General features: G+C 72.1%; 5 protein-coding genes. 1 reads left to right on the plus strand and 4 read right to left on the minus strand.

Annotation, left to right across the window (positions count from 1 at the left end; translation table 11 throughout):
* The 3 genes from D6718_02875 to D6718_02885 form a co-directional block, all read right to left on the minus strand.
* Window positions 1–1,855, minus strand: a 1,855-nt coding sequence (locus D6718_02875; protein RMG47814.1) for a hypothetical protein, incomplete at its 3' end; no start/stop codon positions are given.
* A 224-nt stretch (window positions 1,856–2,079) separates the two neighbouring features.
* Window positions 2,080–2,817 carry a hypothetical protein gene (locus tag D6718_02880; protein ID RMG47815.1) on the minus strand — a complete coding sequence of 246 codons (738 nt, stop codon included), beginning with the start codon at window positions 2,815–2,817 and terminating at the stop codon, window positions 2,080–2,082.
* Entirely contained in the window at window positions 2,814–3,053 is a 240-nt protein-coding gene (locus tag D6718_02885) for a transcriptional regulator (protein RMG47818.1), read from the minus strand. Before D6718_02885 ends, D6718_02880 begins: the two co-directional genes overlap by 4 nt.
* Window positions 3,054–3,264: 211 nt before the next feature.
* Here D6718_02885 and D6718_02890 point away from each other — a divergent pair, with 211 nt between their 5' ends.
* Window positions 3,265–4,590 carry a GTPase gene (locus D6718_02890; protein ID RMG47816.1) on the plus strand — a complete coding sequence of 442 codons (1,326 nt, stop codon included), beginning with the start codon at window positions 3,265–3,267 and terminating at the stop codon, window positions 4,588–4,590.
* Window positions 4,591–4,911: 321 nt separating this feature from the next.
* Here the strand turns inward: D6718_02890 and D6718_02895 are convergent, their stop codons facing one another.
* Entirely contained in the window at window positions 4,912–5,265 is a 354-nt protein-coding gene (locus D6718_02895; protein ID RMG47817.1) for a hypothetical protein, read from the minus strand.
* Between the last annotated feature and the right edge of the window lie 888 nt (window positions 5,266–6,153).

The following is a 6,153-nucleotide window of genomic DNA, read 5'->3' on the forward strand; positions in this document are numbered from 1 at the left end:
CCGCGGGATCCTCGTCCTGGATCCCCTCGCGCCACGGCCAACCCCACGTGCGCGGGTCGGGATGGGTGGTGCGGTAGACGCGGTAGCCGGTCGCACGCGCCGCCTCGTTCCACGACAGGCGGAGATCGCCGCCGCTTCGCTCGACGCGCAGCCCGGTCACGGGGCCGGGAGGCTCGCCCGGGCAGCCGGCGGCGATGCACCGCCGGTCACCGTCGCACGACCCGTACGCGCCGATCGGCTCGACGGCGTAGTAGCGGGACGCGCCGACCGGGGGCGCGGTGTCGTCCCAGGCCGGGCCGGAGACGGTCGCTGCCGGCGACGTCGCGGCGAGTGCCTCGTCGCAGGAGCGATCGCTGAGGTACACGCGATAGCCGGACGCGCCGCCGACGGCGTCCCAGGCGAGCGAAAGCGCCGCGGGGCAGCCGCCCGTGTCGGCGCGGAGATTCGCCGGCCAGGGGGCGAGACCGGAGACGGTGACGATCGTCACCGCCGGCGCGGCGGAGGGGAACGAATACGCCAGCGGGTCGGACGCGCTCGTGAAGCTCTCGGCCCGGACGAAGCCGCCCTCGGTCAGGACGTCACGCGCGACGGTGCGGTCGACCCCGCAGGTCCCGAGACCCGCGATCTCGAGATCGACCGTGTCGGCTCCGGTGTCGTCGTAGTTGGAGACGAGCACGCGCAGCGTGCGCCCGTCCTCCGAGCGTCCCGCGATCGCCGTGTGATGGTCCCAGTCCGAACCGGTCAGCCGCCGGCGGTGCGGCATCGCCTGCAGGCGGTCCCACGCCTGAATGGCGTAGGCGGGCGGCTTCCGCGCGCCGTCCGTGTAGTGGAGTCCGGGGTTGTGGCACGGATTCTGGTCGTCGCCGCGGTAGCGGTGCGCACCGTCGATCCCGCCGTCGGCGAGGGCGCTCAGCGTCGCCGCGTCGAAAGCGGCTCCTTCGAGCAGGCAGTGCATCGGATGGAAAATCGCGTAGGACCACTCGCTCAGCACGTTCTCCGCGCGGGGCATCCCCTCGCCGTCGAGGAACTGCCGCTGCTGGATCGCGAAGGCGCGGTAGTGCCCCGGAGAGCCTTTCGCGCTGGTGGCGTCGTAGCGGTGCCACGAGAGGAAGTCGAGCGGGACGCCGCGCTCCTTGCAGTAGCGGACGAAGCGGTCGCGGTAGTCGGGATGATTCCACTGCGAAAGCCCCGGCCCGCCGACGAGCGCGCTCGGGTCGACCTGGCGGATGCGGCGCGCCGTGCGCTCGTAGAGGTCGAAAAACTGCTCCGGCGTGCCGTTCCAGAAGAGGGGATCGTCGGCCTCGTTCCAGATCTCCCAGCGCCGGATGCCGAAATGAAAGCCGTTCGCCCAGCCCTCGTTGTAGTGCATGACGATGTGCGCCGCGACCTCCGCCCACTTCTCCGGATCCGCCGGCGGGTCGTTGTGCATCGGCGGCATTTCCGCCGAGTAGCCGATGCGGAAGAACACCTCCGCACCCGCGTCGAGGATCTCCTGGACCACCTCGTCCGCCGGCCCGAACCGGTAACTTGCCGGATCAAAAGGATCCTTCGTCATGTCCGGGAAGATGCCCTGGCCGGTGTCGAGGTAGGCGATGTCGGTCGGTCCGAAGAAGTCGTGCGTTCTGACCGCGGCCACGCCGAGGTCGATGTAGGAGTCGAGGAAGTCCGGATGGCCGGGGTGGGTCCAGGGGCCGGCGTTGACCCCCTGCAGCGGGAGCAACGACCCGGCACCGGGCTCGCGCGCCTCGACGTGCACCGCCCGGCTCGACTGGGCGGGCGCCGGCGAAGCGAGGAGGCTGCACGCGAGTGCCAGCCCGAGGCCGATTCCGATCCGCGATCGCCGACCGGAACTCATCGGAACCTCCGCCGCCGCTGCGGCACGCCCCCGGAAATCTACGCAGGCCGGGCGGAGGAGGGGAGGACTCTCGCGGGGCGCGCGGGCGGAGATGCCGCCTCCGAGCCGGGCCCGTTCGGGGTGCGGCGGGTCGCCGGGAGGTGCCGGCCCGGGCGGTGGCTTCCCGGCGGTCGCCCGCGCCGTCTCTGCCGGCGGCTCGGGCCGGCCCCCATGATCGGTTCGGATCAGCCGGTACCGCCCGTCTCCGGCGCCGGCTCGCGCTCGCGCGGGGCCGCGAGCAGCGCGAGACCGCTCGCGAGCAGCGGCCCGAGGAACAGCAGCACGGTCAGCGCCGTGACGGCGAGCCCGAGGCGCACCCGCCAGAAGCCCAGGCCCACGAACAGCGCGGCACAGGAGAGGAGCAAGAGCGCTCCCGCGGTGCGCGGGAAGTGTCCGGCGGCCCACGCCAGCGCGAAGAAAGGCACGGTGAGGAGCGGCTCGAGGAGGAGTGCGGGCCAACCGGTCCACTCCGAGCCGACATTGCTGGCGATGGCGAACGCGAGCCACGCGCAGCCGAAGCCGACCAGGAGCCGGCGCGCCGCCCTCACCGGTCCCCAGAAGTTGATCAGCGTGCTGAGGATCCAGGAGAACCACACCAGCCCGAGAAAGAACGTCGCCAGCTCCTCGGGATGCCTCAGCTCGCGCACCCCCGACCGCAGGTAGGCGACGAAGAGGACACCGGCGAACCCGGTGGCGAGATAGGCGTGGTAGCCGGCCCGGTAGGCCGCCAACCGCTGGAACTCGTCCTTGTCTCGAAGCCATCCGAGTTCCCGGAGCACGCCCGGCCCGAACGTCCCCAGGCCGACCAGCAAGAAGAACCACCAGCTCACGCCGGTCAGCAGGAATCCCGCGCCGATCAGCCCGCCCGCCACCAGGGCGACCGGCCCCGGCCGCCACCTCCGGATCGTCTCCGCGAGGCTCATTTGCCGCCTCCCTCCCCCCGCTCCGGCCCTTCCGGCGGATCCTCGATCCGGAACAGGGCCTCGACCGTCGTCCCGAAGACCGCGGCGAGCCGAAGCGCGAGCGCCACCGAGGGCGTGTAGTTCCCCTTCTCGATCGCGAGGATCGTCTGGCGCGTGACGCCGACCCGCTCCGCGAGCTCCTGCTGGGTCAACCCGGCGAGGACGCGGTGCTTCCGCACGTCGTTCCCGATCGCCAGCCGCCGTTTCACGGCGGGAGATGTACAGTATTCTTGACAAAATGTCAAGAATACTTGTCACGAGGCGACCGCCAGGAGACCGGCCGGCCGGCGCTCCGGGCGCTATACATAGGTTTCCGGGCCGCCGGGTCGAGGGCGCGGCCGCCGCGCGGCGGCCGCTCCGGCTGGTCCGTCCCCGGATGACCGCATCCCGCCCAGAAAGGAGCCCCCGATGTCGACCGAACGCCGCCGCGTCGTGATCCTGGGCGCCGCCGGGCGCGACTTCCACGTCTTCAACACCGTCTACCGCGACGACCCTTCTCATGAGGTCGTCGCCTTCACGGCGACCCAGATCCCCGGCATCGACGGCCGGCGCTATCCCCCCGAGCTGGCCGGCCCCCTCTACCCGCAAGGGATCCCGATCGAGGACGAGGCGTCGCTCGAAGAGCTGTGCCGGCGCGAAAGGGTCGACGAGGTCGTCTTCGCCTACAGCGACGTGCCGCACGAGCACGTGATGCACCTGGCCTCCCGAGCGAACGCCGTCGGCGCCGACTTCGTCCTCCACGGCCCCGGCCGAACGATGCTGCGCTCGAAACTGCCGGTGATCTCCATCTGCGCGGTGCGGACCGGCTGCGGGAAGTCGCAGATCTCGCACTGGCTCACGCAGTACCTGCGGGAGCGCGGGCGCCGGCCCGGCGTCCTGCGCCACCCGATGCCCTACGGGGACCTCGCCAGGCAGTCGGTGCAGCGCTTCGCGACGATGGAGGACCTCGACCGAGCCGAGTGCACGGCGGAGGAGCGCGAGGAGTACGAACCGCACATCGAGCGCGGTGGTGTGATCTTCGCGGGCGTCGACTACGCGCGCATCCTCGCCGAGGCCGAGAAGGAGTCGGACATCATCGTCTGGGAGGGCGGCAACAACGATCTTCCGTTCATCGAGCCGGACCTCGAGATCGCGGTCGCGGACGCACTGCGCCCGGGCCACGTGACGACGCACCATCCGGGCGAGGCCGTGGCGCGGCGCGCCCACGTGATCGTGATCAACAAGGCCGACGCCGCCGAACCGGATGCCGTCGCGCGGCTCGCCGAGACGCTTCGCGAGGTCAACCCGCGGGCGCGCATTCTTCGCGCGAACTCGCCGGTGACCCTCGACGACGAGGCCGCCGTGCGCGGCCGCCGGGTGCTCGTCGTCGAGGACGGACCGACGGTCACCCACGGGGGCATGCCGACCGGTGCGGGGTATGCCGCGGCGACCGCCGGCGGCGCCGCGGAGATCGTCGATCCGCGCCCCTTCGCCGCTCCCGAGATCGCCCGCACCTACGAGCGCTACCCGCACATCGGACCGGTGCTGCCGGCGATGGGCTACGGTCCGCACCAGATCGAGGACCTGCGGGCGACGATCGAGCGCTGCCCCGCCGACGTCGTCGTCGCCGGCACTCCGATCGACCTCGCCCGGCTCGTGCGAACGTCGAAGCCGGTCGTCCGCGCCCGGTACCGGTTCGCGGAGGCCGAGGAGCCGGGACTCGAGGCGGTGGTGCGAGAGTTCCTCGAGCGCTGACCGGCGGCGCCGGGCCGCGACGAACAGGCCGGATCGCCGGCGGCGCCGAAGCTTGCCGGGGCGGGAGGGACGGGCGCGTCACGGCGACCGGGCGAGCGGACCGGCCAGGCTCCGGACGGCCGCCGAAGCCGGCCCGCAGGGGGGTTCCTCGGAGGTTGGGACTCTCGCCTCCCATCACCGATCGAGGAAGACCGGCGGGCGCCGGTCGTGAATTCCGGACCCGTCCGGGGAGGGAGGGGCGGGCGGACCGGCGGCTCCCGGGCCGGAGGAGATCCGGCAAGCCCGGAAACCGCCGGCCGCCACCGGAGGAGGAGAGCCTGCCTACCGCGTTTGCGAGGGGAGGTTCTGGTGGGCGCTATCGTTCGAGACGTAGCGCTCGCCGCAATCCGACAGCCTCGAGAGCTCGCCTTCGTCCGTCACGCACTCGTCGCCCTCGATACTGGTGCAGGTCTCGCCCGGCTTGGGATCCACCTTCGTGTACTTGGTCCCGCACCGGCAGGTGCAGGAGGCGGTCAGTCCGTCGTCCTTGAGCTCGTTCGGGTCCTCCTGGTTGGGCGCCGGCTCGTGGAGAGCCGGAGCGGGCGTCTTCCCGGCGGGAGCGGCGGTGTCGTGGACCCCGACCGGCACCGGGGCGGCGCACGCGAGCAGCATCGTGAGACCGATCGTCGGCAACATGGAAGACCTCCTTTCCGTCGTGTGTCGCTGACGACGCTCCGATGATCCGACGTGCCGGCGAGGCTCGGCGCTTCTCCGGAACCGAAACCTCCCGTCATCGAGAAACGGGGCAGGTTCCGCGGCGCCGCATGGTCAGGCGATCGCGCGCCGGAGCGCTGCCGGATCGATTCGCCGCCGGGCCGGCGCTCCTCAGCGAAGGGTTCTCGGGCCGACGCGGCCCGGGCCCGTCGGGGTCGTTCCGGCATGGGGTCCCGGAAGCGCGGCCATGGACCCGCTGCACCGTGGCCGCGGGGTGCCCGCTGCGACCGCCCGAAAGCCGCCGGCGCCGTCCCGTCCGGCGCGTTCTGCCGCGGGGCCTTCTCCGACGGCGAGAGGGCGAAGCTCGACTCGAACGAAACGCGCAGCGGAAGGCTCGCAGAGCCGGCAAGAGGTGCTCCCCCGATGGTGCAAAACCCCGCGCACCCGACGAAAGACCGAAGTTCCGGCCCGATCCCGGGCATCGATTCCATATCGATCCATTCGGGACCGGCCCGAGCGATTTCGGTGGGAGAACGCACCGTCGGGGATGCGCTTCCGAGCGGCTGGCCAGCCGCGGGGGGCACGGCGCGGCCTCGTGCATGAGCGACCCGCCCGCGGTCACGTCGGGTGGCGGGCGTCCGGAGCCCCACGTCGCTTCACGGAGGATCCGGGATTTCGACCTCCAGGTCGCTTCCCGGAGGACCCGGGATTCGGACCTTCCGTCGAAGACCCGCGGCGTCCGCCGGTCCGCTGCGTGCTCGTAGCAGCCGTGGCGGCTGCCGGGCGATCAGAGCGATCGCCCCCCGATCGCCTGCGGCAACCTCACGCCGAGAAGTCCCTCCCACGCGACCGGAGAATCGAGCGCGATCG

The organism is Acidobacteriota bacterium, assembly GCA_003696075.1.
GTDB lineage: Bacteria > Acidobacteriota > Polarisedimenticolia > J045 > J045 > J045.

What these genes read in the sequence shown, in the direction of transcription:
- D6718_02880 (RMG47815.1), bottom strand. Translation starts at nt 2,817, where the DNA reads ATGAGCCTCGCGGAGACGATCCGGAGGTGGCGGCCGGGGCCGGTCGCC.
- D6718_02890 (RMG47816.1), top strand. Translation starts at nt 3,265, where the DNA reads ATGTCGACCGAACGCCGCCGCGTCGTGATCCTGGGCGCCGCCGGGCGC.
- D6718_02895 (RMG47817.1), bottom strand. Translation starts at nt 5,265, where the DNA reads ATGTTGCCGACGATCGGTCTCACGATGCTGCTCGCGTGCGCCGCCCCG.